The sequence below is a fragment of the Streptomyces sp. NPDC090088 genome, from assembly GCF_044747345.1.
In the GTDB taxonomy this organism is placed as follows: domain Bacteria; phylum Actinomycetota; class Actinomycetes; order Streptomycetales; family Streptomycetaceae; genus Streptomyces.
The window spans coordinates 1,644,405-1,669,458 of sequence record NZ_JBIVDZ010000001.1 but is presented as its reverse complement, the minus strand read 5'-3'; the positions used below and the strand labels follow the sequence as shown (position 1 = coordinate 1,669,458).

Annotated in this window: 25 protein-coding genes; 12 read left to right on the top strand and 13 right to left on the bottom strand. The window is 72.2% G+C overall.

Going from position 1 to position 25,054, the window contains the following annotated elements; genetic code table 11:
- Positions 1 to 70: 70 nt before the first annotated feature.
- Positions 71 to 703 carry a uridine kinase gene (locus ACIPSJ_RS07385; protein ID WP_401344225.1) on the bottom strand — a complete coding sequence of 211 codons (633 nt, stop codon included), beginning with the start codon at positions 701 to 703 and terminating at the stop codon, positions 71 to 73.
- Positions 704 to 939: 236 nt separating this feature from the next.
- Between ACIPSJ_RS07385 and ACIPSJ_RS07380 the strand changes: the two genes are divergently transcribed.
- The 3 genes from ACIPSJ_RS07380 (at position 940) to ACIPSJ_RS07370 (ending at position 3,983) form a co-directional block, all read left to right on the top strand.
- Positions 940 to 1,644, top strand: a complete 705-nt coding sequence (locus ACIPSJ_RS07380; protein WP_401344223.1) for a DUF2293 domain-containing protein — start codon at positions 940 to 942, stop codon at positions 1,642 to 1,644.
- A gap of 171 nt (positions 1,645 to 1,815) precedes the next feature.
- Complete coding sequence (locus tag ACIPSJ_RS07375; RefSeq protein ID WP_401344610.1) at positions 1,816 to 2,295, top strand: DUF1772 domain-containing protein; 480 nt, start codon at positions 1,816 to 1,818, stop codon at positions 2,293 to 2,295.
- A 200-nt stretch (positions 2,296 to 2,495) separates the two neighbouring features.
- The gene (locus ACIPSJ_RS07370; RefSeq protein ID WP_401344222.1) at positions 2,496 to 3,983 is read left to right on the top strand and encodes a glutamate synthase subunit beta; all 1,488 of its coding nucleotides are present in this window, start codon (positions 2,496 to 2,498) and stop codon (positions 3,981 to 3,983) included.
- A gap of 329 nt (positions 3,984 to 4,312) precedes the next feature.
- Here ACIPSJ_RS07370 and ACIPSJ_RS07365 read toward each other — a convergent pair whose 3' ends face one another.
- Together ACIPSJ_RS07365 and ACIPSJ_RS07360 are read right to left on the bottom strand one after the other, a co-directional pair.
- The gene (locus ACIPSJ_RS07365) at positions 4,313 to 4,588 is read right to left on the bottom strand and encodes a DUF397 domain-containing protein (protein ID WP_089100964.1); all 276 of its coding nucleotides are present in this window, start codon (positions 4,586 to 4,588) and stop codon (positions 4,313 to 4,315) included.
- Positions 4,589 to 5,449 (bottom strand): helix-turn-helix transcriptional regulator, encoded by an 861-nt coding sequence (locus ACIPSJ_RS07360; RefSeq protein WP_401344220.1) that lies wholly within the window; start codon positions 5,447 to 5,449, stop codon positions 4,589 to 4,591. It lies immediately after the preceding gene.
- Positions 5,450 to 5,937: 488 nt separating this feature from the next.
- On the opposite strand from ACIPSJ_RS07360, the gene ACIPSJ_RS07355 reads away from it, so the two are divergent.
- The 3 genes from ACIPSJ_RS07355 to ACIPSJ_RS07345 all read left to right on the top strand — a co-directional run bounded on the left by ACIPSJ_RS07355 (position 5,938) and on the right by ACIPSJ_RS07345 (position 9,101).
- Positions 5,938 to 6,477 carry an ATP-binding protein gene (locus ACIPSJ_RS07355; protein WP_355719050.1) on the top strand — a complete coding sequence of 180 codons (540 nt, stop codon included), beginning with the start codon at positions 5,938 to 5,940 and terminating at the stop codon, positions 6,475 to 6,477.
- 71 nt (positions 6,478 to 6,548) lie between these two features.
- Complete coding sequence (locus ACIPSJ_RS07350; RefSeq protein ID WP_401344607.1) at positions 6,549 to 6,917, top strand: hypothetical protein; 369 nt, start codon at positions 6,549 to 6,551, stop codon at positions 6,915 to 6,917.
- A gap of 228 nt (positions 6,918 to 7,145) precedes the next feature.
- Entirely contained in the window at positions 7,146 to 9,101 is a 1,956-nt protein-coding gene (locus tag ACIPSJ_RS07345) for an ABC transporter ATP-binding protein (RefSeq protein WP_401344218.1), read from the top strand.
- Here ACIPSJ_RS07345 and ACIPSJ_RS07340 read toward each other — a convergent pair.
- The 3 genes from ACIPSJ_RS07340 to ACIPSJ_RS07330 form a co-directional block, all read right to left on the bottom strand.
- Entirely contained in the window at positions 9,098 to 9,271 is a 174-nt protein-coding gene (locus tag ACIPSJ_RS07340) for a hypothetical protein (protein WP_355708130.1), read from the bottom strand. The genes ACIPSJ_RS07345 and ACIPSJ_RS07340 overlap by 4 nt on opposite strands.
- Positions 9,272 to 9,424: 153 nt before the next feature.
- Complete coding sequence (locus tag ACIPSJ_RS07335) at positions 9,425 to 10,069, bottom strand: DUF899 domain-containing protein (protein WP_401344216.1); 645 nt, start codon at positions 10,067 to 10,069, stop codon at positions 9,425 to 9,427.
- Positions 10,070 to 10,175: 106 nt separating this feature from the next.
- Positions 10,176 to 11,558 (bottom strand): amidohydrolase, encoded by a 1,383-nt coding sequence (locus tag ACIPSJ_RS07330; RefSeq protein WP_401344214.1) that lies wholly within the window; start codon positions 11,556 to 11,558, stop codon positions 10,176 to 10,178.
- A 122-nt stretch (positions 11,559 to 11,680) separates the two neighbouring features.
- On the opposite strand from ACIPSJ_RS07330, the gene ACIPSJ_RS07325 reads away from it, so the two are divergent.
- The gene (locus ACIPSJ_RS07325) at positions 11,681 to 12,637 is read left to right on the top strand and encodes an endonuclease/exonuclease/phosphatase family protein (protein WP_401344213.1); all 957 of its coding nucleotides are present in this window, start codon (positions 11,681 to 11,683) and stop codon (positions 12,635 to 12,637) included.
- A gap of 93 nt (positions 12,638 to 12,730) precedes the next feature.
- Here the strand turns inward: ACIPSJ_RS07325 and ACIPSJ_RS07320 are convergent, their stop codons facing one another.
- Together ACIPSJ_RS07320 and ACIPSJ_RS07315 are read right to left on the bottom strand one after the other, a co-directional pair.
- On the bottom strand, positions 12,731 to 14,587 hold the full coding sequence (locus ACIPSJ_RS07320; RefSeq protein WP_359209931.1) for an FUSC family protein: 1,857 nt from the start codon (positions 14,585 to 14,587) through the stop codon (positions 12,731 to 12,733).
- 541 nt (positions 14,588 to 15,128) lie between these two features.
- On the bottom strand, positions 15,129 to 15,860 hold the full coding sequence (locus ACIPSJ_RS07315; protein WP_359209928.1) for a hypothetical protein: 732 nt from the start codon (positions 15,858 to 15,860) through the stop codon (positions 15,129 to 15,131).
- A gap of 148 nt (positions 15,861 to 16,008) precedes the next feature.
- Between ACIPSJ_RS07315 and ACIPSJ_RS07310 the strand changes: the two genes are divergently transcribed.
- Together ACIPSJ_RS07310 and ACIPSJ_RS07305 are read left to right on the top strand one after the other, a co-directional pair.
- On the top strand, positions 16,009 to 16,425 hold the full coding sequence (locus ACIPSJ_RS07310; RefSeq protein WP_365680558.1) for a RidA family protein: 417 nt from the start codon (positions 16,009 to 16,011) through the stop codon (positions 16,423 to 16,425).
- On the top strand, positions 16,422 to 16,880 hold the full coding sequence (locus ACIPSJ_RS07305; protein WP_401344210.1) for a GNAT family N-acetyltransferase: 459 nt from the start codon (positions 16,422 to 16,424) through the stop codon (positions 16,878 to 16,880). Before ACIPSJ_RS07310 ends, ACIPSJ_RS07305 begins: the two co-directional genes overlap by 4 nt.
- Positions 16,881 to 16,936: 56 nt before the next feature.
- Here ACIPSJ_RS07305 and ACIPSJ_RS07300 read toward each other — a convergent pair whose 3' ends face one another.
- Positions 16,937 to 17,659 carry an aspartate/glutamate racemase family protein gene (locus ACIPSJ_RS07300; RefSeq protein WP_401344208.1) on the bottom strand — a complete coding sequence of 241 codons (723 nt, stop codon included), beginning with the start codon at positions 17,657 to 17,659 and terminating at the stop codon, positions 16,937 to 16,939.
- Between the two features lie 5 nt (positions 17,660 to 17,664).
- On the bottom strand, positions 17,665 to 19,122 hold the full coding sequence (locus ACIPSJ_RS07295) for an NCS1 family nucleobase:cation symporter-1 (RefSeq protein ID WP_359209916.1): 1,458 nt from the start codon (positions 19,120 to 19,122) through the stop codon (positions 17,665 to 17,667).
- A 138-nt stretch (positions 19,123 to 19,260) separates the two neighbouring features.
- Between ACIPSJ_RS07295 and ACIPSJ_RS07290 the strand changes: the two genes are divergently transcribed.
- Positions 19,261 to 20,004 carry a GntR family transcriptional regulator gene (locus tag ACIPSJ_RS07290; RefSeq protein ID WP_401344206.1) on the top strand — a complete coding sequence of 248 codons (744 nt, stop codon included), beginning with the start codon at positions 19,261 to 19,263 and terminating at the stop codon, positions 20,002 to 20,004.
- A gap of 112 nt (positions 20,005 to 20,116) precedes the next feature.
- Positions 20,117 to 21,589 (top strand): LamG domain-containing protein, encoded by a 1,473-nt coding sequence (locus ACIPSJ_RS07285; protein ID WP_359209910.1) that lies wholly within the window; start codon positions 20,117 to 20,119, stop codon positions 21,587 to 21,589.
- Between the two features lie 12 nt (positions 21,590 to 21,601).
- Here the strand turns inward: ACIPSJ_RS07285 and ACIPSJ_RS07280 are convergent, their stop codons facing one another.
- Complete coding sequence (locus tag ACIPSJ_RS07280) at positions 21,602 to 22,294, bottom strand: uracil-DNA glycosylase (protein ID WP_401344204.1); 693 nt, start codon at positions 22,292 to 22,294, stop codon at positions 21,602 to 21,604.
- Positions 22,295 to 22,358: 64 nt separating this feature from the next.
- On the opposite strand from ACIPSJ_RS07280, the gene ACIPSJ_RS07275 reads away from it, so the two are divergent.
- Positions 22,359 to 23,111, top strand: coding sequence for an RNA-binding S4 domain-containing protein (locus tag ACIPSJ_RS07275; protein ID WP_401344202.1), 753 nt, complete (start codon positions 22,359 to 22,361; stop codon positions 23,109 to 23,111).
- A 149-nt stretch (positions 23,112 to 23,260) separates the two neighbouring features.
- On the opposite strand, the gene ACIPSJ_RS07270 is transcribed toward ACIPSJ_RS07275, so the two are convergent.
- Together ACIPSJ_RS07270 and ACIPSJ_RS07265 are read right to left on the bottom strand one after the other, a co-directional pair.
- Positions 23,261 to 23,941 (bottom strand): class I SAM-dependent methyltransferase, encoded by a 681-nt coding sequence (locus ACIPSJ_RS07270; protein WP_359209999.1) that lies wholly within the window; start codon positions 23,939 to 23,941, stop codon positions 23,261 to 23,263.
- A 106-nt stretch (positions 23,942 to 24,047) separates the two neighbouring features.
- Positions 24,048 to 24,962: an acyltransferase domain-containing protein gene (locus tag ACIPSJ_RS07265; RefSeq protein ID WP_401344200.1), complete on the bottom strand. Its 915-nt coding sequence runs from the start codon at positions 24,960 to 24,962 to the stop codon at positions 24,048 to 24,050.
- Between the last annotated feature and the right edge of the window lie 92 nt (positions 24,963 to 25,054).

The following is a 25,054-nucleotide window of genomic DNA, read 5'->3' as shown; positions in this document are numbered from 1 at the left end:
TGCATACGCATATAAAAAAGGTTCGGTGGATCAGCCTCCGAGGACGGTCCCACCGGCCGGTCACTGACGCTCAGCCGCTCCACGCCGGATGCCGCGGGTCGTCGGCGCGGACCAGGACATCGGCCGTGCCGGCGGGGTCGGTCTCGGCCGCGTAGCGCTCGAAGGCGGGCAGGGTCCAGTGGTCGCCCTCGGGGGTACGGCGGCGCAGAGCGCCGGGAGTCAGCAGGAGGTGGACGGTCAGATCGAACGGGAACCAGTGCCGCAGCAGAAGCGGTCCGTGCAGCAACAGCAGTCCACCGGGCGGTAGTTGGACATAGGGGCTGCGGGTGGCGCGGTCGGTGGCCGGGTCCCACAGGTCGGGCAGGACACGGCCGGTCCCGCCGGGGTCGAGAGGGCCGAAGACCTCTCGCCACAGGGCGTTGGTGTCGAACCAGCCGCCGTAGTACGACTCCGCGTCCCGGTGGCCGTGCTCCAGGCGCAGCGAGGCGGGGCGCAGGAAGCCCTCGGTGCCCGCGACGAGCGAGGGCCGGCCCCGTACGCGCAGCGCCTCCGCGACGCGCTCCGCGAGGTCCCCGGGCCTGGCGGCCGGGGCGCCGTCGAAGGCGACGCGTGGCCAGGCGCCCCCGTCGGCGGGCTTCAGTTCGGCCAGCCGCTCGGCGAGACGCTCGGCGAGCCGGTCCCAGGTGATCGCTTCGAGTCGCACGGGATCATGATGCCGGGTCGACCGCCCGCACACGTCCGGGTGGTTCCGGTGCCGCCGGGCGGGCCGGTCCAACACCGCACGCGGGGCTCGGCGCCGGTCTCGGAGTCGGTGTCGGTGCAGATGCCGGTGTCGGTGTCGGTGTCGGTCTCAGAGTCAATGGCGATGTCGATGGCCGCCTTCCGCAAGGAGGCGGGGACGGCGTGGGATCAGTGCGGGTAAAGGGGAAGGAACCACCTATGACGCGTCTCGCAACTCCCCGTCACCACAGTGGACTTCTGGTTGTGCAGCCCGTTCGGCGCGACAAGCGGTGTGCGGCCTGCCGGCGGGGGCCGTTGTCGTTGCTGGTGCTGGAGGACGGGGCGCCGCGGTGTCTGGAGTGTGCCGATCTCGCGCATCTGGTGTTCCTGCCGCGTGGGGACACGGCGCTGACCAGGCGGTCGCGGGAGGAGAGCGCGCTGTCGGCGGTGGTGGTGCGGTTCAACCGGCGCAAGGCCCGGTACGAGCGGCAGGGCGTGCTGGTCGAGGAGGCCGCGCTGGCCCGGGCCGAGGCGCGGTGTCTGGCGGACGCCGAGGCGCGGCGGCGCCGCAGAGCGCGGGACGCGAAGCGGCGGGCGGCCGCGGACGTCCGGTTCACGGAGGCGTTCGCGGCGGAGATCCGGCGGCTGTTTCCGGGGTGTCCGGCGGAGCGGGCCCGGGCGATAGCGGCCCATGCGTCGGTGCGGGGCAGCGGGCGGGTGGGGCGGACCGCGGCCGGGCGGGCGTTGACGGAGGGGGCGGTGATCTCGGCGGTGGTGGCAGGGGTGCGGCATGTGGACACGCCGTACGACCAGCTGCTGATGAGCGGGGTGCCACGGTACGAGGCGCGGCGGCGGATCGCGGGGACGGTGGAGGCGGTGCTGCGGGAGTGGGAGGCCGGGGCGGCGGTCCGCTTGACCGGGTGACGCCGGGCGCCGCCGGGTGACGCCGGGCGATGCGACCGAGGCATCGATGGCGTGGGGGGTGTTTTTGGACGGATGCGTATGTGGACGCGCTTCACAGCCATGGGACGGGGGCGCGGATGGGCATTGACTTCAGTGGCGGAGGTGTCCAGGGCGAGAGTGGGTGTGGTGGTCGTGATCGACGGGCCGTATTACGTATTGGTGCTGATGGGAGTGGTGGGGACCGGGCTGGTGGCAGGGGTCTTCTGCGGGTTCTCGACCTTTGTGATGCGCGGTCTGGCCTCGTTGCCGGCGGCGCAGGGGGTCGCCGCGATGAACGCGGTCAACCGGGCCGCCCTGACGCCGGCGTTCATGCTGGTGTTCGCCGGGTCGGCGGTGGTGTGCGCGATGATCGCGGTGGTGACGTTCGTGGTGTGGCCGGACGAGGGGAAGGCGGAGCTGCTGCTGGGCAGCGTGCTGTATCTGTTCGGCTCGTTCGGGCTCACTCTGGTGGCCAACGTGCCCAGGAACGAGGCACTGGCCAGGCTGGAGCCGGGCACCGCGGAGGCCGCGACCTACTGGCCGGTGTACGTGCGGGAGTGGACCCAGTGGAACCACGTGCGCACCCTCCTGTCGGCCGTGGCGGCCGTCGTGTACGTACTCGCGCTGTCCTGAGGGGGACGTGGGAGAAAACTGGCTGCCTACTGACCGGCCACTGGCCGCCGGCTGGCCTGTGACTGGCTTCCGGCTGAGGAAGCCCCGGTGGAAAGGGCGGTCAGCCACTCTGCGGGCGTCACCGAGGCGACGTATCGTGGCCGAAAGAGTGCCGCCCGATGGCGCACGGCCTGTGGTAATCGCACGCGAGGAAGACGACCATGGCCGATCCCAAGGGTTTCATGACCACGCCGCGCCAGGAGTGGCCGCGGCGGCCGGTCGAGGAGCGGGTGCGGGACTGGGACGAGGTGTACGTCCCCGGGGCGCTGCTGCCCATCATCAGCAAGCAGGCCGACCGCTGCATGGACTGCGGGGTGCCGTTCTGCCATGACGCGTGTCCGCTGGGCAACCTGATCCCCGAGTGGAACGACCTGGTCTCCCGGGAGGACTGGCGGGCGGCGAGCGACCGGCTGCACGCGACGAACAACTTCCCCGAGTTCACCGGACGGTTGTGTCCGGCGCCGTGCGAGGCGGGGTGTGTGCTCGCGATCAACCAGCCGGCCGTCACGATCAAGAACGTGGAGTGTGCCATCGCCGACCGGGCCTGGGCGGAGGGGTTCGCTCCGCCGATGCCGCCGGAGCGGCTGTCCGGGCGGACCGTGGCGGTGATCGGTTCGGGGCCGACCGGGCTCGCGGCGGCACAGCAGCTGACCCGGGCCGGTCACACGGTCGCCGTGTACGAGCGGGACGACCGGCTCGGCGGGCTGATGCGGTACGGCATCCCCGAGTTCAAGATGGAGAAGGCGCATCTGGAGCGGCGGCTGCGGCAGATGCGGGCCGAGGGGACGAAGTTCCGTACGTCGGTGGTGGTCGGGCGGGACGTCCGGGCGGCGGAGCTGCGGGCGCGGTACGACGCGGTGGTGATCGCGACCGGGGCGACGGCGTGGCGGGAACTTCCGGTGACGGGTCGGGAGTTGGACGGGATACACCAGGCGATGGAGTACCTGCCGCTGGCCAACCGGGTGTGCGAGGGGGATCTGGCGCAGTCGCCGATGTCGGCGGCGGGGAAGCACGTGGTGATCGTGGGCGGGGGTGACACGGGGGCGGACTGCCTGGGGACGGCGCTGCGGGAGCGGGCCGCGTCGGTGACCCAGCTGGACATCTACGCGCAGCCGGGAGAGGAGCGGGACGAGGACCTCGAGCCGTGGCCGACGTATCCGAAGCTCTATCGGCTGTCCGCGGCGCACGAGGAGGCGCGGGACCTGGAGACGGCGCCCGCGGCGGACGCGGACGCCCGGTTGTTCGCGGCGTCGACGCTCCGCTTCGAGGGCGACGGCAGCGGGCATGTGCGGTCGCTGCACCTGGTGGCGGTGGACGCGGCACGGCAGCCGATGCCGGGGACCGGGCGGACACTGCCCGCCGACATGGTGCTGCTGGCGCTGGGCTTCTCCGGGCCCGACCGGGAGGACGGGCTCATCGACCAGCTGGGGCTCGCGATGCAGCCGCGCGGGACGATCAGCAGGGACCCCGGCTTCGCGACCAACGTGCCCGGGGTGTTCGCGGCCGGGGACGCCGCACGCGGGCAGTCGCTGATCGTGTGGGCGATCGCGGAGGGACGGGCGGTGGCGGCGGCCGTCGACCGCTATCTGACGGGGAGTTCGCGGCTGCCGTCGCCGATAGCGCCGCACGACCGGCCGATGACCGTGTAGGAGGCCGTGCAGTAGGGCGGGTGCGGGGTCGCGGGGTGCAACGGCGGTGGATGCCGGGCGTAGGAGGCGTGTCCCGGTCGGCCCGGAACGGCCGCCGCGTGGGTCAGCACGATCGGGTCGTTGTCGCCGTGCACGACCGGGGAGCAGGAACTGCCGTACGCCCTGCTCCGCCGGTCACCGGCACCCGGGGTCAGTCGTAGATCCGCGCCGGGTGCGGCTTGCCGGTGTCGGTCACGGGGCACTCCGTAAGCGTCGGACTCGGCCGATGATCAATTCAGCACCATTATCAAGAAGTTGAATAAGAGGAAAGAAAAGGGGACAAAGCAGTTTCAGGAGAGCAGGAAGTCGGCCTCCCCCGCCTTGGCGCCCTCGATGAAGGCGGTCATCTCGTCCGTGGTGTAGATCAGCGCCGGCCCGTCGGGGTCGGTCGACTGACGGACGGCTATCCGGCCGTCGGCCAGCTTCATGGCCTCCAGGCAGTTGCCCCCGTTGCCGCCGCTCCACGGCTTGTGCCAGCCCTCGCTGCCCAGTTCCCTGGCGGGCATGCCGTTGTAGATCCGCTCGGTGCGGTTGCGCGGCCCGGACTGGGGCTTGATGCGATCCATTCACAGCTCCTTGCGGAGATCCCGGAGGATCTCCTTCGTGCGTTGTGCCGTAGCGGCCTGCGCCGCCATGCGGTCCATGACCTCCAGGTGGGTCGCCACCTCGGTGCGCGCGTCCAGGTAGACGGCGCCGGTCAGGTACTCGCTGTAGACCATGTCCGGCAGTTCGGGCATGGCGAATCGGAACAGCACGAAGGGCCCGTACGTCCCCGGGTGCGGCCCGCTGGAGAACGGGGCGACCTGGAGCGTCACATTGGGCAGCTTCGTGACCTCTAGCAGTCGGTCGATCTGCGCGCGCATCACCTCCGGACCCCCGACCGGGCGGCGCAGGGCGGTCTCGTCCATCACCGCCCAGAACCGGGGGGCGTCGGTACGGGTGAGCAGTTGCTGGCGTTCCATGCGCAGGTCGACATGGCGCTCGATCTCCTCCGGCTCGGTCTGGCCGATGGCGCCCGACCTCAGCACCCCGCGCGCGTAGTCCTCGGTCTGCAGCAGCCCGGGCACGAAGTGCGGCTCGTAGGAGCGGATCAGGGCCGCCGCGCCCTCCAGGCTGACGTACATGGAGAACCAGCTCGGCAGGATGTCGTGGAACCGCTGCCACCAGCCGGGCCTGTTGGCCTCTTCGGCGAGCCGGACGAAGAGGTCGGCCTCGTCGTCGCTCACCCCGTAGGCCTTCAGCAGCAGTTGGAGGTAGGGGATCTTGAGGGCGACCTCGGCCATCTCCATACGACGGACGGTGGCGGGTGCCACGCGGAGCACCCGGGCGGCCTCCTCGCGCTTGAGGCCGGCGCGTTCCCGCAGGTCAAGGAGGCGCCGACCGAGGACCACCTGGCCCACCGTCGGCGCGGACCGCGGCTCGCTCACGCTCCACCTCCACGAAAGTTCCCCGGCCGCGCCACCACTTGGGCTCGCCGGCGTCACGGCCGTCCGCACATACAGGTGTCACCCGGCATGCTGACAGCCCAGCGGCGCCGTTCGAAGACTCATTCGAAGATCTGACGGAACGACCGGGCCGGCCAAGGCAACCGAGCGCGCCCGGAACGACCGTTCATCGGACGGTTCGGCCACTTCGGTCACTTTGGTCGGATCGGCCCGCCGGATCCTCACTGATCCCAACTGGCGCCGCTCGACATGCTGTTGCGAGCAGTGTGCCACGGCCCTTCACCGCGTCACACAGCACTCTGCATTTTTCAGAGTGACACTTGCCAAGTGTTCACGGCGGGGCGATAGTGGCAAGCGTGATTCCGTCCGCGCCCTTAGGAACAGACGCCGCCGCAGACCGTCTCGGTCTCGGTGCCGCCACGGGAGTTGCCCCAGGTGAGGGCACTGCCGAGCGCCGGTTCCGGTTCGAGCTGGCCGCTCATCCGGGTTCCCCCGCCCAGGCGAGACGCCTGGTGCGTGCCCGGCTGACCGGCTGGTCGGTCTGCGCGGACACCTGTGACACCGCCGTGCTCGTCATATCCGAACTGGTCACCAACGCGATCGTGCACACCGCGAGCAGTCGCGTCGTGTGCGAGCTGCACGACCACGACGACACGGTGCGCATCGCCGTGCACGACGAGGGCTGCACCCCCGACGAGCCCCACCCGTCCCCGCAGCGGCCGGAGGAGGAGCACGGGAGGGGATTGCTCCTCGTCGACGCGCTGTGCCAGGCCTGGGGGGCTCAGGAGCACGGGCCGGGGCTGCTGGTCTGGGCGGAGCTGCCGCGCCAGACCGACGCCGCCCGGGACACCGCGGAACCCCGCAACGACCTGGGCTGGGGCGCTCGCCCCGAACCAGGGCCGCCGCACGGGCCCGCGCACCGCCCGGTACACCGTCCCTCTCCCGGTTCCGGGGAGGAGGGGCAGTCGGAGGCGGCGCTGCGCCAGGTGCCCCGGCGGAGGCAGGCGTGAACGGCGTCCGCGGCCCCGGCCGGTCGCTGGGGCTCGAAACACTGGTCCGGCTCAAGCGCGGCCACCGGTCCATGGCGGGCGAGGGTGGCACGGCTGCCCGCGGGCTGCCGCTGCCCGAGGGCATGACGGCACCGCTGGGCTGCGACGCCGTCGCCGTACCGGCGCGTCTGGGACCGCTGGTCGTGCCCCGGCTGCCGCGCGTGGGATGCGTGTACGCCGATGGCACGCACTGGTGGTGGATCGTCCCGTCGGACTCCGACTACGCCCTGCCCTGGCCCGCGCCGGCCCACTACAGCCCGGGCGCCCCGCTCCCCGGCACCGCCCGCCTGATCCACCGCCCCGACGGGACGGTGCCGTACACCCCGCCGATACCGCTGTACCTCGCACTGTGCCGGGTCACGGGGACGACGCCGGAATGGAGCCGTCCGCTGTCCGCCTGATCGCCGTGCGATCGCTGCCTGATCACCGCGCAACAGCCGCCCGATCGGCGTGTGATCGCCGCGCGGCCGGGCGGACGCTCGGCGGACAGAGCCACCTCTCCCCCTCCTCCTCGGCCCGCACCCCCGGCGCACTCCCCCGCGCCCCGCGAGCCCCGTCACGCGCCCTGCCCGGGGACCGTCGTACCCCGCGATAGTGGCCGTTCGTCGACGGCCCCGGGGAGGAACGCGGTGACGAAGAGGCGGGATGCGGCAGCGCCCGAGGTGTCGGAGTCGGAACGGCTGCTGTTCGGGGGGCCGCTCCGCTACGACATGGGGTGGAACCAGCACCGGAACGCCTTCCTGGAGCTCGACTTCCGCGCCATGATGACCCGCCTGCCCGGCATGCTCGCGTCGAGTCTGCGGCTGGCCCGGCAGGCGGACGCCCGGGCGGCGCGGACCGTACTGGCCGCCCAGGTGGGCGTCGGTGTGGCCCAGGCCGTGAGCCTGCTGGCGGTGAACAGCGTGCTGGGCCGGCTGATCGGTACCGGCACCATCGAGGAGCGGCTGCGCAGCGCCGCCCCCGCCCTGGTGATCATGGCCGCCGTGATGTTCGTGGCGGCCCTGCTGCGGGCCGCGTCGACGTATGCCACGGGCCGCCTGGAACCGAAGGTCGAGCGGGTGGCGACCGAGCAGTACCTGGAGCGGGCGGCGGCCGTCGAGCTGTCCGCGATCGAGGACCACGCCTTCCACAAACTGCTGGACACCGCGCAGTACGGCGCCTCCTCCGCCCGCCGCATGATCAGCTACGGCACCCGCGTGGTGAACGCGCTGATCTCGCTGGCCGCGGCGGCCGGTGTGCTGACCGTGCTGCACCCGGCGCTGCTCCCGCTGCTGATCACGATGACGATCCCGAGCGCGTGGGGCGCGCTGACCAACGCCCGGCGCCACTACGAGTCGTTCCACATCTGGGTGCAGCACGCGCGCGCGGGGCGGCTGATCGGCAACCTGCTCACCGAGCCGGAGGCGGCGCCCGAGATCCGGGTGCACGGGGTCGGCCCGTTCCTGCTGCGGCACTTCCGTTCGATGGCGGAGACGGCGGAGGAGGAGCAGGCCCGGTTGGCCCGGCTGGCCGCCCGCACCGGCCTGATCGCGGCGGCCTGGACCGGCCTCGCGACGGTCGCCACGTACGCGACGCTCGGCGCGCTGCTGCTGAGCGGGGCGATGGCCCTCTCGGTGGCCGGTACGGCGGTGATCGCGATCCGCACCGGTTCGTCGAGCCTGAACACGCTCGTGCTGGAGATCAACGCGTTGCACGAGGAGGCGCTGTTCGTGGGCGATCTGGAGCGGCTGTACGTCGAGGCCGCCGAGCGGGAGATCCCGCTGGGCGGCGACCCGCTCCCGGACGACCCCCGGGAGATCCGGTTCGAGAACGTCACGTTCACCTATCCGGGTGACAGCACCCGTCCCGCCCTCGACGACGTGAGCCTCACCCTCCCGCTCGGCCGGATCGTCGCCCTGGTCGGCGAGAACGGCTCCGGCAAGACCACCCTGGTCAAACTGCTGGCCGGGCTGTACCAGCCGGACCGGGGCCACATCCGGTGGGACGGGGTCGACGCGGCGAAGGCCGACCGGCACCGGCTCGCCGAGCGCATCGCGATGGTCGCCCAGGACTTCAAGCGCTGGCCGTTCACCGCCAAGGTCAACGTGGCCGTCGGCCGCTCGTCGGCGCCGCTCACCGAGGAGCGGCTGGAGAAGTCGGTCGCGGAGGCGGGCGCGCAGGAGGTGGTCGAGGATCTGCCGCGCGGTCTGGACACCCTGCTGGCCCGCAACTTCAGCGGCGGGCACGAGCTGTCCGGCGGCCAGTGGCAGCGGCTCGGCATCGCGCGGGCCGCCTACCGGCGCGGGCACATCCTCATCGTGGACGAGCCGACGGCCGCCCTGGACGCGCGGGCCGAGCTGGAGGTCTTCGAGAAGATCCGCGCCCTCGCGGGCAGCGGCCAGACCGTCGTACTGATCACCCACCGCCTGGCGTCGGTCCGCCACGCCGATCTGGTGCATGTCCTCGACCAGGGCCGGGTCGTGGAGTCGGGAACCCCCGACGAACTCATTGCCAGCGGCGGCGTCTACGCCGAGCTGTACGCGCTCCAGGCCGACCAGTTCACGGCCAAGGTGCCCGCCCGGAAGGCCGCCGGGCAGGTGGGCTAGCTCTCGGCCCCGTCGCGCACGATCACCAGGAACGTGTCCGTGGTCAGGTCCATCACGACCTCCGCGGGCAGGCCCTCGAGTCGCCGCGCGTGCGCGAACTCCTCCGCCGGCCATGATCCTCGCGGTCCGCCTGCGGAAAAGCGTTCGAGCACGGTTCGCCCGTTCACCATCCTGCACCTCCAGAAAGCGTCTTACTTGTAGGAGTTAACGCTCTGGAGAACACCGATGGCTCGCCCGGTGACGGTACTGAGACATAGCCGACACGCCACCGGCGCGGAGGGTGAGGATCCGTTGACTTTCGGCCACTTCTGTGACCGTCCGCGTCAGTCCTCGTACTCGTCGTGATAACGGACCCGGTCGCTGCCCTCGGGCACCCGGCCCAGTGCCGTCAGGTCGAGCAGGGAGGTGGTCGAACCGAGTCCGTCGAGGCCGCGGTCGTAGGCGGAGTAGGTGTGGAAGACCCGGTCGTGCTCCCGCAGGAAGCAGCTGATGCCCGGCCGTTCGACCGGTTCGTCGTCCACCACCAGGGTCGCCTCGAAGTCGCGGTTGAAGTCGCTGTGGTACGACGAGTACCAGGGCAGGGTCCAGCCCATCCGCGCCTTGAACGGCAGGATCCTGGTGAACGGCGCCCGGGAGACCGCCGCGAACGAGGTGCCGCGTGCCCGCAGATGGGCGAGGTGGCCGATCTGGTCCAGGAACGCGGAGCAGTTGGGGCAGCCGCTCTCCCACTCCGGCGCGAACATGAAGTGGTGGACGATCAGTTGGGCCCGCCCGTCGAAGAGGTCCCGCAGGGTCGCCTTGCCGTCCCCGCCCTCGAAGACGTACTCGGCGTCCACCTCGACCATGGGCAGCCGGCGCCGCTCGGCACCCAGCGCGTTCCGCGCACGCGTGAGCGCCTCCTCCTTGAGCAGTAACTCCGCGCGCGCGGCATGCCACCGCTCACGCGAGACGATCTCCGGAAGCGACATGGGCCCTCCTGTCCGACGGTCGGTTCCGGGTGGTGACCGCCGGAGGAGAGAGAACTCATCGGCGCGACCGAAGTTTTTTTCCGCGTCTTCCCTTCCCGCCTCTTCGTCAGGTGTCGTACCGCTGGACGCGCCGTCCGTGCCCCCGGTCGACGAGGCCCGGCAGGCGCTCCCCCAGCTCCCGTACGACGGCGGGCACATCGAGGGTGAGCAGCTCGCGGTCGCGCATCAGGACGCGGCCGTCGACGATCGTCGTGCGGACGTCGGCGGAACGGGCGCTGTGCACGAGCGTGGCGGCGAGGTCGTGGACGGGCTGGGTGTGCGGCCCGGTGAGGTCGACGAGGACGATGTCGGCGCGGCGGCCCGGGGCGAGGCTGCCGACGCTCGCGCCGAGGCCGACGGCCCGCGCGCTCTGGAGCGTGGCGTGGTGCAGGGCCTGCCGCGCGGTCAGCCAACGCGGGTCGCCCTCGGTGGACTTCTGGACGAGCGCGGTGAGCGCCATCGACTCCCAGACGTCGAGGGAGTTGTTGGAGGCGGCGCCGTCGGTGGCGAGGCCGACCGGGACGCCGGCCGCGCGCAGGGCCCGTACCGGAGTGGTGGTGGGCCAGCCGAACTTGAGGTAGCCGCGGGGCGCGGTCGCCACGGCGGTACGGCCGCCGGTCCGCTCCAGCAGGGGCAGGTCGCGGTCGAGGATGCCGGTGCCGTGGGCGATGAGCAGGTCGGTGTCGAGCAGCCCGGCGCGGTCCAGGATCTCGATGGGGGTGGCGCCGTGCCGGGCGAGGCTGGTGTCGGTCTGGTCGCGGTTCTCGGCGGCGTGCAGATGCACGGGCAGGCCGTGGGCGCGGGCCAGTTCGGCGGTGGCGGCGAGGTCCGCGTCGGTGACGGTGTAGGGGGCGTGCGGGGCGAGGGCTGTGGTGATACGGCCGTCCGCGCCGCCCCGCTGCCGTAGCGCGAACTCCAGTGACCGCTCGCGGCCTTCGGGCCCCTGCGAGGAGAAGTAGGCCTCCCCCAGATGGGCCCGCAGTCCGCACTCGGCGACGACGGCGGCGACCGTGTCCATGTGGAAGTAGTGGTCGGCGAAACAGGTCACGCCGCCCCGGATCAGCTCGGCGCAGGCGAGCCGCGCCCCCAACTCCACGTCCTTCTCGGTGAGGTTGGACTCGACGGGCCAGACGACGTCGTTGAACCACGCCTCGGTCGGCAGGTCCTCGGCGAGGCCGCGCAGCGCGACCATGGGCGCGTGCGTATGGCAGTTGATCAGCCCGGGCATCGCGACCTGCCCCCGCCCGTCGATCCGCTCGACGGCGTCGACATCGGGGTCGGCGTCGGCGTCGCCCCGTACCTCGACGGCCTCGATGACCCCTTCCCGTACGACGATCGAGGCGTCCGCCAGGAACCCGATCCCTTCCCGTTCGTCGTGGGTGAGCACGGTGCAGCCGGTGATGACGAGGTCGGCGGGAGCGGAGCCACGGCCGGCGGGAGCGGAGCTCATCGCCCCAACGTAGGGCACGGTCCTCGGCCCGCGTGAGCCGAACCGCGCATCCTGCCCCGGCCCTGTCGCCCGGCGCCTGGGGCGAGCACGCTGGCCGCACCACCTCCTGGAAGGAGCCGGGCATGCTCCTCGGCACCTGGAACCTCGAGAACCTCTACCGACCCGGCAGCCCCTACGGCCCCAAGGACAAGTCCGCGTACGAGGCGAAGCTCGCCGCCCTCTCGACCGTGATCACCGGACTCGACCCGACCCTGCTCGGCGTCCAGGAGGTCGGCGACCCCGACGCCCTGGCGGACCTCACCGAACTGCTCGGCGCGAACTGGCGGTTCACGCTCTCCGGGCACCCCGACGGCCGGGGCATCCGGGTCGGTTTCCTGGCCCGCGCCGAGCTGACGACGGTGTCCGACACGGCGGCACTGCCGGCCCGGCTGCGCCCGGTGCAGACCGACGATGCCGGGGAGACCACCGTCGAGGCCGGCCGCGGCTTCCTGGCGGTGACGGTCGTGACCCCGGGCGGGCCGCTCACGGCGGCGGTGGCCCACCTCAAGTCCAAGCTGCTCAGCTATCCCGGCGACCGCTTCTACCCGCACGACGAGGGGGAACGGGCGCGCTACGGGGCGTACGCCCTGTACCGGCGGGCCGCCGAGGCGACGGCCCTGCGGGCGCTGGCCGACCGACTGCTCGCCGGACAGGGCACGACCAAGGACGTGGCGGTCCTCGGCGACCTCAACGACGAGGTGCGGGCGGCCACCACCCAGATCCTCCTCGGCCCGCCCGGCTCCGAACTGGGCACCACCGGCTACGACCATGCCGACAAGGGCGACGCCGTACGGCTGTGGGACATCGCCCCGCGCATCCCGGCCGACCAGCGTTACTCCCGCATCGACTCCGGCCGCCGTGAACTCATCGACCACCTCCTCCTCAGCCACCACCTCGTCCACCGCCTGACGGAGGCCGGCACCGGCCTGCCCGGCACCACCGCGCCACCGAAGCTGCCGTCGGTGGGCACGGACCCAGCGGCGCGACGCGGGGCCGCGGCCTCGGACCACGCCCCGGTATGGGCCCGCTTCACCGACTGAGAAGCCCGACGGAGACCACCACCCTCAGCCACCACCCACAGCCACCACCCGCAGCAGCCACCGGCGCCGGGCACCGGCGCCCGACCGGCGGAGCTACGCGGCGACCGGCATCCGTGGTACCGCGAGCCCGAGCCGCTGCCCGCCTTGCTCCAATTCGGCGGCGAGGGCTTCGAGTTGGCGGGTGTGGCGGGGGGTGAGCCGTCCGGTCTCGTCGAGGTGGACGGCACATGCCGTGGTCGTGTCCACGAGCCGTTCGAGTACGGCGGCCACCGCGTCCGTGCCCTCGGTGTGCCGGGCGAGGGCGGGAAGTTCGGCGGCGGCGAGGGCGATGGCGGTGCGGGCCTCGGCGAGGGTGCGGTAGGCCTCCCGGCGCAGAGCCCAGCGTTCGCCCCGGTCGCCGGACTCGCTCAGCACGTGGTCCAGATAGAGGTGCGCGGCCCGCCCGGCGGCGGCGAGCCGGGCCCGCACTCCACCGCCCCGCCTCCCCGCCATCGGCAGATGCCCGACGAGCAGGACGATCGCGCAGGCCAGCAAGGTCTCGCCGATCCGGCTGACGGAGGCCTGCGGTTCGCCGCCGACCATGACCAGGGCCAGCACCAGGACGGTGACGACGGCGGTCTGGGCGCCGAAGTGCCGGGTGGACACCGGGATGACCGCCCCGCAGACGGCCACCAGCACGATGAGCCCCTCGGGCCGGGGCAGCACGGCCGCGAGGCCCGCGAAGACGAGGGCGCCGAGCACCGTGCCCGCGGCCCGGCACAGCACCCGGGAGGCGAGCGGCCCGAGGTCGGGCTTGACGAGGAAGACGGCGGTGGCGGGCAGCCAGTACCAGTGCTGGTGCTCGCCGTACCAGCGGGCGTGGTGCAGGGCCTGCGCGATGCCGGCGCTGGCGCCGAAGCAGAGGGCGACCCGCAGCCCGTACTCCCGTCCGCCGCTGCCGAGCGCGGCCCGCAGCACCTCCTTCGGGCTGCGCCGCCGGGCGGGCGGCCGGTGCTCCCGGCCCGCGCCGCGGTCGAAGGCCTCGGCGGCGCGCAGCAGCGCATCGTCGAGTGCGCGCAGCGCGGGCGCCGACCGGGACGGGGCGGGCAGCGGCCCGGTGCCGTCGTTGCCCCGGACCGCGACGGCGAGCCGCCGGGGCCCCTCGGCCGCCCGCGCGGAGACCGGTTCCCCGGCCCAGGCCAGGGCGGTGGCCGCCTCGGCGAGGGGCAGGGCGGCGGCGTACTGCGTGTGCAGCCGGCGCTCGGCGGCGGAGCTGGCGTACCGCCGCAGCCGGGGACCGGTGAGGGCGTCCTGGGCGTGGTCGAGGGCGGCGGTCAGGGCGGCCCGCCTGCGGGAGGCGGCCTCGGTCCCGACGGCGTCCAGCAGGCCGGCGACCGCGTCGTACACGGCGGCGACGGCGTCCCGTTCCCCGTCGAAGCGGTAGTCGCCGGCGAGGGCGCCCGGGGTGGGCAGGGCGAGCCGCAGCACCACCAGCCATCCGGCCCCGGCCAGGAACGCGAGGGCCCGCTGCCAGCCTGCCTCGGCGACCGGCATCCCGGCGCCGATGGCGGCGGCGACCAGCAGCTGCGTCCCGGCGCCGGACGCCACGGGCCCGACGGCGCTCATGCCGCCGGCGACCAGGCCGAGCGCGGTGAGCAGCAGGGTGAGGGGTACGGCGGTGAGGTGCTCCCCGCCGTACGTCCCGACGAGCAGCCCGACCGCGCCGGCCGCCGCGGGCACCCCGAGCCGCCGTACGGCCGACCGCCTGCTGCCGGGCCGGTCGTTGATCCCGGCGAGCATGGCGGCGATGGCGGCGACGACCCCGAGGGAGGTGTGCCGCGCCAGGACCGCGGCGAGCAGCAGCGGCCCGGCGGCCAGCGCCCCTCGTGTCACCGCGCTCCAGGACACGGGTCCGCGCTGGGCGCGCAGGGCGTGGGCGAGCCAGGGCGGCAGGGCGATACGACGGGACACGGGGCTCCTGTCCGGACGAGGGCGGGGTGTGCCTTCGGGCGACGGTGGCCGGGCTGTTGGCTTCGTCGTCCACGGTAGATCGCGTTCCCGTACGGAAAGGTCCGTTCGCATTTCGCGGATGTGACAAGTGTCCCGAATGACCGCGTTCTTTATGAACGCAATTCTCCGCACCCCCTGTTCGGGGCCGGAAACGGGAGCGGGCCCGAGGGCGTAGCCTGCCCCCGGGCCCTGGAAAGCCGCCCATCGTCACACGCCGGCACACTTGAGAACCCGGGTCAGTCGTGAGGTCGCCGCGTCCTTCCTTTGGACCACCACGCATCGAGCTGCGCGGGCAGGACTTGAACCTGCATTTCGACGTGCTGGGGCCCGGGCCCGTTCGATCCGGCGATCGGCGGCGAATGCTGAGTCTGGAGCGAGAGTCTGAGATTCAACGCGGCCCGCCCCGTGTTCTGTGGGGTACGGCCGCTCGTCACGACAAGCCTCAGCTTCAGCTTGCGCTCCTCGCGCACCCCGGCCTCAAGGGACCGGGGGTCCTTGGAGGCTACCCGAACAGGTAGCCGAACACCGCGTCCCCGACCCGCTGGTCGACGACGTCGGCACCGTTCGCCTCCTCACGGGCGAACTTGACGGCCTGCTGCAACTTCTCGACCCGGTCGAGGAGTTCGTTGACCCGCCGGGCCGGGAGGGCTCCCGAGAACTTCACGGTGGTCCAGTACCCCACCGGAATGTCCTCGTAGTAGACCTCGACCTGGGCCGGATGCTTCTCGGTCGCCTCGGCCTTCACATGGTTGCGGGGCACCTTCTTGGTCCGCAGGGTCCGCACCGGTTCGGTCTTCCAGGCGTCGGTGGACGGGTCCTGCACCCACGACTCGGAGGCGTCGAGCACGGGCAGCTTGCGCACGAAGGTATTGAGGTCGACGAGCTGCTTCTCCAGGAACAGCAGATAGGACACGGGCACACCGGCGACCAGCACCCGCCCGTCCACCTGCACATCGGCTCTGGCCTCGCAGTTCGCCCAGTCCTTGGTGGCGGTCACGTCGAAGAGCCGTGTCAGCGTCGCCGAGGTCTCCCGCAGCACGTCCTCGGCCTTGACCTGGACCCGCGTGGACTCGGGCGGCAACTGCTCGCCCTCCTCGTCCTTCGGCTGGTACGTCCGCGAGATACCGGCCAGCAACGCGGGCTTCTGCAGCCCGTGATGCGCCGACGTCAGGTCCTGATGAGCCTTGGACTTGATGCCCTTCTCGACCGCGATGATCTGATTGAGTTTCGCCACGTGAAGGACGGTAGCAGCGCCAACTGACGCATTCCCAAGCATTTTTCGCGCGGGACGAGGAACAGGGGAACCGGAAAATTCAGATGCGGACCACCGGTGCGAGGGCGGACGATCGGTCGGTTGTCCGTCGTTGAATTCAGGAGCCCTTGTGATACAGCGCGTCACCGCCCCGGCTCTCTTTCCACCGCCCGGTTACTCCCACGCCTCCGTCGTCGAGGCCGGCACGAGGCTCGCGTTTCTGGCGGGGGCCGTTCCGTTGGACGGCGAGGGGAAGCTCGTCGGTGAGGGGGATCCGCCGCGCCAGGCCGAGCAGGTGATCGCCAATCTGCGGGAGCAACTGCGGGCGGTCGGGAGCGACCTGGAGCATGTGCTGTCGACCGATGTGTACGTCGTGAGCGGTGAGCCCGCGGTGCTCTCCGGGGTGTGGGAGGTCGTCGAGGCCTCCGGGCTCAGCGCCGGGCCGCACTCGTCGACGCTGATCGGGGTCGCCTGCCTCGGGTACACCGGGCAGCTGGTGGAGATCACGGCCACGGCCGTCGTACCCGACGAGGGGGCGGGGGCGTGAGCGCCGGCGTCGTGCTGCGCCGGGCCGGCGGGCCGGACGCCGACGCGGTCGCCGAGGTCTGGCTGCGGTCGTACTCCGCGGCCCTGCCCACCGTCGTGCGGGCGCACTCGGACGACGAGGTGCGCGCCTACTTCCGGGATGTCGTGGTGCCGTCGCGGGAGACCTGGCTCGCGGAGGCGGGCGGGCGCGTGGTGGGGATGATGGTGCTCGCGGACCGGCTGGTGTCGCAGTTGTATCTGGACCCCGAATGGCGGGGACGGGGGGTCGGGGACCTGTTCGTCGCGCTGGCCAAGGAGCGCTTCCCGCAGGGGCTCACGCTCTGGACGTTCCAGGTGAACACGCCCGCCCACCGGTTCTACGAGCGGCACGGCTTCGTCGCCGTCGAGTACACGGACGGCAGCGCCAACGAGGAGCGCGAGCCCGATGTGCGCTACGTGTGGCGGCCGCTGCCGTAGGTCACGCGTGCACCCCGGCGACCGGGCCGCGTTTCAGGCACTCCCGGCACGACCCCCTACTCCTGGCCCGCCCCCCACACCCGCCGCTTCGCCAGCGGTTTGCCGTAGCTCCCCGCCCGGCTGGTCGTGAGCCCCAGGGCCACCAGCGACTCCGCCAGCTTCACCGCCGCGCCGACCCCGTCGACCACGGGAACGCCGAGCTTCTCCCCCACCGCCCGCTGCAGTCCCGTCATCCCGGCGCAGCCGAGGACCAGGACCTCGGCGCCGGCGTCCCGGACCCGTTCGGCCGCCGCGAGGAACGCCGCCTCCGTGCGCCCCGGGTCCTCGGCGAGGTCGAGGACGCCCAGTCCCGTGCCCGCCACCGCCACGCAGTTGCGGGCCACCCCCGCGGTCTCCAGGCTGTCCTCGATCTGCCCGCGCGAGCGGTCCAGCGTGGTGACGACGCCGTAGCGGCGGCCCAGCAGGCAGGCGAGATGGGCGGCGGCCTCGGTGATGTCGACGACGGGTACGTCCACCAACTCCCGTACGCCCTCCCGCCCGTGCTCGCCGAAACCGGCCATGACCACCGCGTCGTACGGCGGACCGTCGTATGTCCGCAGCGCGTCGAGGACCGCCGCGGCCGAGAGGTAGCTGTCCAGCCAGCCCTCCGCCGACTCGGGCCCCCAGGCCGGGGTCAGTCCGGTCACGGCGGTGCCCGGGCCTGCGGCGGCCCGGGCACCTCGTACGATTTCCTCGGTCATCTCCTGCGTGGTGTTGCAGTTGGTGACGACGATCCGCACGTCCGTCAGACCTCCTCGGTCACGGGGGCTCGGTCGCGGCGGCACAGCGCCAGGTACAGGCCCGCGGCCAGCGCCGTGCCGATGAACCAGGAGTACGGCGCCACGTCGCTGAACGTCTTCACCAGCGCGAGCACGGCCGCGACCGCCGCCGAGGGCAGGAATGCCCACAGGGCCTTGGGGTTGACGCCCTTGCGGTAGTGGTACGGCGAGCCGGGCGCCGCGTTGAAGAGCTGCTGGACGTCCACCCGGCCGCGTTTGATCGCGTAGTAGTCGACCATGATCACGCCGAACAACGGTCCCAGGAAGGCGCCGAGGCCGCCGAGGAAGTAGTTGACGACGGTCGGGTTGGAGAAGAGGTTCCAGGGCGTGACGACCAGGGCCGCGACCGTGCTGATCATCCCGCCGACCTTGAAACTGATCTTCTGCGGCCAGACGTTGGCCAGGTCGTACGCCGGTGAGACGAAGTTGGCGACGATGTTGACGCCCATGGTGGCGACCGCGAAGGTCAGCGCGGCCACGACCAGGACCCAGGTGTTGCCGACCTTGGCGACCAGTTCGGCCGGGTCGGTGATGGCCTCGCCGAAGACCTCCAGGGAGCCGGCCGTGACGATCACCGAGACGACCACGAACGCCGTGGAGTTGATGGGCAGGCCCCAGAAGTTGCCGCGGCGCACGGTGCGGTAATCGGGCGCGAAGCGGGAGAAGTCGCAGAAGTTGAGCATCAGCGTGCCGTAGGTGGCGAGGATCAGGCCGATCGCGCCGAACCACTGCCGCCACTGCTCGCCGGTGGAGACCGGGTGCGGGGTGGAGGTGAGCGAGATGGTCCAGTGGGCCTTGGCGAGGATCCAGACGGCGAGGGCGATCATGACCAGCCAGATCGCGGGCCCGCAGAAGTCCTGGAACTTGCGGATCGTCTCCATGCCGCGGCTGATGATCGCCGCCTGGACCAGCCAGAGCGAGACGAAGGAGATCCAGCCCAGCGCGTCCAGGCCCAGGAAGGAGCTCTCGGTGAGGGACTTCAGGTCCGGCCAGGCCGCCAGCAGCATCACGTTGACGGCGACGGAGGCCAGATAGGTCTGGATGCCGTACCACATGATGGCGATCACGGCCCTGATCAGCGCCGGGATGTTGGCGCCCCAGACGCCGAAGCTGATCCGGCTGACCACCGGGAACGGCACGCCGTGGCGCTGGCCGATCTTCCCCATCCAGTTCATGCCGACGTAGATGAGCACGAAGCCGACGAGGAGGGAGGTGAAGACCTGCCAGACGTTCATGCCGAGGACCAGCAGGCCCGCGGCGAAGGTGTAGTTGCCGAGGTTGTGGACGTCGGACATCCACATGGCGAAGAGGTCGAAGACCTTCCAGTTCCGCTTCTCGGCGGGGGCGAGGTCTTCATTGGTGAGCCGGGGATCGGGGACGAACGCGGCTGCGCCGATGACGTCGGCGCGGTCGGCCAGGGACACGGGGCCTCCAGGGAACCAACCGGTGTACCAACTTTTGGTATACCAAACTCCCGTCATGGTGCTCCCGTCAAGCGTTCCGACCGATGTCCGTCCCGTTACGGCTCCGTAAAAGGCCCCCGGGTCGGCGAAAATGACCTCATGGGCTCCCCCACCACGAAGATCGAACCCCTGGGCGCGGTGCGCGAACGCGTCCTGGCGACACTGCGGCAGGACATCATCGAGGGCCGCCTCGGCCCGGGCGACCGGCTGGTCGAACGCGAGCTGGCCGAGCGGTTCGGGGTGTCCCGGGTACCGGTCAGAGAGGCGATCCGGGCCCTGGTCGCCGAGGGCTTCGTCCTCTTCGAATCGGCCCGCCGCACGGTCGTGCGCCGGCTGACCCCGACCGACGTCAAGGAACTCTTCGAGCTGCGCGAGGCGTTGGAGGTGTACGCGGCCGGGCTTGCGGCGGCCCGGGCGACCCCCGAGGCACTGGCGGAGCTGCGGGAGCTGCTCGACCGGGCGGCCACCGCCACCGAGGCGGACGACGCCGAGACGATCACCGACATCAACACCCGCTTCCACGACCGGATCCTGGCCCTGGCCGGCAACAGCCTGCTCATCTCGGTGATGGAACCGGTCGACGGGCGACTGCGCTGGCTCACCCGGCGCAACGAGGAGTGGCCCCAACTCCTCACCGAACACCGCGAGCTGTACGACGCGATCGCCTCCGGCGACCCGGACCGGGCCCGCGCCCGCTCCCTGGGCCACGTCCAGGCCAACTACCGGTCGACCGTGCGGCACCTCTTCGGGGACTTCGAGGAATTCGGCGACTCCGGAGGCTCCAGGGGCTCCAGGGGCTCCAGGGGCTCCAGGGGCTCCGGGGACCAGGAGGCCGGCCGCTAGCCAAGGGTCCGGCCGGCCAGGGGAACGCCTGTTCCCACAGGAATCTCCTAGAGTTCTCGTCGCCGGTGAAGACCGGATCACCGGCGAGGATCGGAACGGGGAGGGCATGACCATGGTGAGCAGACGGGGGCTGTTGAGCGGAGCCGCACTCGTGGGGGTGGGCGCGATGGCGGGGATGGCGGCCGGCACCGGGACCGCCGCGGCCGACACCCCGCTGGACACGCCGTTCACCCCGGTCGCCGCGCCGCATCTGGCCGAGGCCGAGCGGATGGTGCAGTACCAGCGGATGCTGGCCGCCGGCCACCTGCCGACCGGGCTCGCCGGACACTGGCCGCTGGACGGCTCCGGCACCGACCGCTCCGGCCTGGACCACCCCGTCACCCTGGGCTCCGGGGCGAGCTGGACCGGTCTGCGGGCGGGCGGCGAACTGAGCCTCGACGGCACCTCCGGGGCCTACGCCGCCACCGCCTCCGTCCTGGACACCACGGCCCCCTTCACGGTCTCGGCCTGGGTCCGGCTGGCCGACGACGCCGCCCTGACGAACATGTACACGGCCGTCAGCCAGGACGGCGGCAGCGCCAGCCGCTTCCTGCTCCAGTACGACGACACGGCCGGGACCTGGGCCTTCAAGGTGCGCAGCGAGGACCAGACCACCAAGGTCTCGGCGCTCGCGACCACGCCGGTGACCAAGACAGGCGTGTGGACCCATCTGGCGGGCGTCTGGGACGGCACCAGCCTCAAGCTGTACGTGAACGGCGTACAGGAGGGCAGCGCCGACACCACCCTCTCCTGGGCCGCCACCCAGGGCTTCAACATCGGCCGGGCCCGCTGGGACGGCGGTTACGTGAACCGCTTCAAGGGCGCGGTCGACGACGTCCGCGCCTACGGCCGCGCCCTCACCGCCGATGAGATCGCCCTGGTCAGCGGGCGTACGGCACGCGCCAACAACGTCTACCTGATGAACACCGCGGCGACCGTGACCTGGGGCCGGCCGGACGACCTCGCCAGCTGGGTGGCCCGGGCCCGCTGCTCGTCCTTCGTCACGGCGGTGCTCAGGCACACCTACGGCTGGGCGACCGACGACTACTTCCTCCAGTACTTCCAGGAGAAGGGCCCGGAGGCCGCCGACTACTGCTCGGCCTTCCTCGGCGGCACGGCGGGCCCGCGTTTCCGCCGCATCCGCAAGGTCACCGACCTGCGTCCCGGAGACCTCGTCGCCGTCGACTACAGCGGGCAGGACGCCGACAACACCGGGCACATCGTGATGGTCCGCGAGGTCAAGGGCGTCTTCAGCGGCGTCGCCGACTTCACCGGCGAGACCCAGTACGCCGTCGAGATCGTCGACTGCACCTCCGACCCGCACGGCGTGTACGGCCTCTCCCGCTACCCGCAGTACCCCGACACCCGCATGATCGGCAGCGTGGACGGCGAGAACCTCCAGGGCGTCGGCATCGGCCACATGATGTTCTACGCCTCCGACGCCACCGGCGAGTTCTCCCGCTACCGCTGGAGCGTCAACTCGTCCGCGTCCACCGGCACCCACACGGTCGCCGACCGCCCGGTGGCGGCGGCCCGACTCGTCTGACCCCGCCCCCCCTCAGGGCAGCCCCGCCACATCCGCCGCCGTCCGCAGCACCTCGCGGAGCATCCCCGGGGTGAGGCGGCCGGTGAAGGTGTTGCGCTGGCTGACGTGGAAGCAGCCGAAGACGTCCAGGCCACCCAGGTCGACGCGGGCCCCGTGGGCGAAGGCCGGGCGGGGCCGGGGCACGGTCCAGCCCGCCTGGGCGAACGCCGGCAGCGCGGCCTGCCAGCCGAAGGCACCGAGCACGACGGCGGCACGCACCGTCGGCCGCAGCAGCGCCAGCTCCTCGACCAGCCAGGATCGGCAGGTGTCACGCTCCTCGGGGGTCGGCTTGTTGGCGGGCGGAGCACAGTGCACGGGCGCGGTGATCCGCACGCCGTACAGTTCCAGCCCGTCGTCGGCGCTCACCGACGTCGGCTGCGAGGCGAGCCCGACGTCGTACAGCGCCTGGTACAGGACGTCACCGGAGCGATCGCCGGTGAACATCCGGCCCGTGCGGTTGCCGCCGTGCGCGGCCGGGGCGAGGCCGATGATCAGCAACCGGGCGTCGGCCGGCCCGAAGCCGGGTACGGGCCGGCCCCAGTACGTCCAGTCGGCGAACGCCGCCCGCTTGCTACGGGCCACGTCCTCCCGCCAGGCGACCAGCCGGGGACAGGCCCGGCAGGCGCTGACGCGCTGGTCGAGACGGGCGAGGGGGCTGCTGGTCATGGCTCCACGGTAGGCCCAGGAAATCGGCTCCGTTTCTCTCGGCCCTGGGGGCTAAGGTCAGGGCATGGCTTCTGAGGACGCGGTCGAGCGCGACGAGAGCGGGGAGCGGGCGAGCGGTGGGACCGGAACCCCCACTCCGGCCGAGCCCGCCGAAGGCACCGAGGCCGCCGCCGCCCAGGCACCCGATCCCGCCGCCCAGGTCCTCGACCCCGCCGCCCTGGCCGCGGCCGTCGCCGCCGCCGAGGCCGCCGGGCCCGCCCCCGGTGAGAACGTGCGGATCGACAGCTGGATCTGGGCCGTGCGCCTGATCAAGACCCGCTCCATGGGGGCCACCGCCTGCCGGGGCGGGCATGTCCAGGTGAACGGCGAGCGGGTCAAGCCCGCCCACTCCGTGCGCGTCGGTGACGAGGTGCGGCTGCGTCACGAGGGGCGGGAACGGGTCGTCATCGTGAAGCGGCTGATCCGCAAGCGGGTCGGCGCCCCCGTGGCCGCCCAGTGCTTCATCGACAACTCCCCGCCGCCCCCGCCCCGCGAGGCCGTCGCCCCCATCGGCATCCGCGACCGCGGCACGGGCCGCCCCACCAAGCGCGACCGCCGCGAGCTGGAACGACTGCGCGGATTCGGCGGGATGGGCGGAACGGGAGGCTTGGGCGGAGCCGGAGGCATGGGCGGAGCCGGAGGCATGGGCGGAGCCGGAGGCATGGGCGGAGCCGGAGGCATGGGCGGAGCCGGAGGCATGGGAGGCGGGGGCACGGGAGGCGGGGGCACGGGAGGCGGAACGGGTCGGCCGCGCGGTGGGCGCCCCGGCGGTCGGTGATCGGACCTCGGACGACCGCGTCCGGATGACTGCCTTCGGGCGAACGCCACCGAACAACTGCCGCGGAACAACCGCCCAGGACAAACGCCCAGGACGAACGCCACCGAACGGCCGCCTCTGGACGACCAGCCCCGGACGACCGGCCCCGGCTACGCCGTCGGTACCGCCCTCACCCATATCCCGTCCTCGGTCAGATACTCGGCCACCTCCAGTCCTCCTTCCGCGAGTGCGTCCTCGAACTGTTCCCGGGTGAGCGGTCGGGCCAGGAACGTCTGGGTCCAGGCCGCGTCCGGGAACTCGTACTCCGCGCGCACCGAGTTCACCCCGTCCCCGACCGGTTCGACCGACGCGATCCGCACGGTGTAGCCGCTGGGATCGACCCGTTCTCGTGGCACGTTGGTGTGGTAGTCCGCGCCCTCGCGCTGGATGAGCACACAGCCGCCGCTCCCCACGTGCGCCGCGCAGGTCCGCAGCATGCCCCGGCGTATCTCCGTGTCCCCGGTGTTCACCAGGAACGACGCGAGCATCACCACGTCGAACTTCTCGCGCAGGTCGAGCCCTTCGATGGTGCTGCGTATCGTGCGTGCCCCGCGCACCTTCGCCAGCATCTCCGCCGACTCGTCCACCGCCGTGACCCGGAAACCACGCTCCAGCAGCGGGTGCGTCATCCGCCCCACACCGCAGCCCAGTTCCAGGATGTGGGCGCCGGCCGGGACCGCCGCCTCGATGATGTCCGGTTCGCCGCCCGCGGCCAGGCGGGTGTAGAGCTCCACCGCGCAGCCGTCCGGGGTGATCGCACCGGGCCCTGTTCCCTCGTGCCCCTCACGCATTTCAACCGTCATGCCCGAACAACGGTCCGCCGCCGCACGGCCGTTCCCGTCCCTCGATGGTTCACTCGTTCGAGTAGTTCGAGGGCCGACGGGAACTTCGATCACCTCACCGCGGCCACGGGACCCAGCCGTGGCCGACGTACCAGTGGCCGCCCGCCCTCAGATGGTCGCCGACCGTCCGCTCCAGCGAGGTACGCCGGGGCAGGTCCGCCACCGGAAGGTCCGGGTCGCCGAAGACGAAGCCGACCGGTGTGGTGTCGGCCGGTTCCGGGTCCTCCCACCCGGGCCGGAACCGCTCCTGGAAACGGACGATGTTGGAGTGCGCCGGGAGGAGGCGGCGCAGCTGCGGATCGAGCAGCCAGGAGTGGCAGGTCGCGACGGCCGGGGACTCCTCGGGGAAGTACCGGGTGAAGAAGTCCCTGGCGCGCGCCAGGGAGTGGTCGCAGGCGGCCGGGGTGAGCGGTCCGAGGAAGTCGGGGATGTGCAGGTCCAGGCAGGGCTCGCCCGCGGTCACGCCGGTGCCGGCCGCAGTGACGGCCCGTGCCGTGCGCTCGCCGAGTCCCGTCCGCTCGTACTGCAGTCGTCCCAGCTGGTAGAGGCGGCCGCCGAAGTGGCGGGTGAGCCAGTGCGCCTGGCGGGTGCCCAGCCCTCCGCCGCCGTACCGCCTGCGGTGCAGTGCCATGCCGCGGCCGAGGTCGGCGAGCGTGTGCCGGGAGATGTCGTCGGGGATGCCGAGTGCCCGGTGCCGGGCGCGGGTGTCCGGCACCGCGGCGAGGAAGACGTACACGAGGAAGTAGTCGCCCAGCGCGGCCGGGGCCTGGGCGGCCCGGGCGCCGAGACCGTCGGGGTCGTCGACCTCCCGTACGGCACCGGCCGCGTCCTCGGCGCACTCCGCCAGCAGCCGCCGCAGGCCGGGGTCGGCGGTCACGGCGCGCCGCAGCGCCACCACCTCGTTGATGTCCTCGTGCGGAACGGCCAGGTCGAGCAGCAGGCCGGGCAGGTCGTCGGCGTCGGGCAGCACGGTGGGTCCCCCCTCGGTGGACGTCCTGCTGAACGTCCTGCTTGGTGAACGTCCTGGTCGAAGAGTACGTTGCAAGGAGGAGCGGTGATCCG